The 296-nt window shown below is 42.9% G+C and carries 1 pseudogene; it reads right to left on the bottom strand.

Annotation, left to right across the window (positions count from 1 at the left end):
• A pseudogene (locus FTW16_RS17935) lies at positions 1 to 296 on the bottom strand (arginine decarboxylase); the annotation flags it as partial.

Here is a 296-nt window from a genome sequence, read left to right as displayed (position 1 = left end):
ACGGATGTATTCTCTGTCTTTATAACCATTACAAACGATCACTGAGCTCGCTTTTTGAGCCAGCGCCAATACCGCTAATAGTTCAGGTTTGCTGCCCGCCTCTAGACCTAATTGCTTCTGCTCTAATTGAGCTTGGCTTGCTAAGATCTCGTCAACCACTTCTTTTTGTTGGTTAACTTTAATCGGGTAAACAAGTAGGTAACGGTTATCGTACTGATATTCGTCGATCGCTTGGTTGAATGCGTTACAGATATTGTGTACACGTTGCTGCACTATTTGAGGAAAACGCACAAGAG

It is taken from the genome of Vibrio sp. T20 (assembly GCF_007858795.1).
Classification (GTDB): Bacteria; Pseudomonadota; Gammaproteobacteria; order Enterobacterales; family Vibrionaceae; genus Vibrio; species Vibrio satsumensis.
Note: the sequence above shows the minus strand (reverse complement) of the source record. Positions and strands in the feature narration are given on the sequence as shown.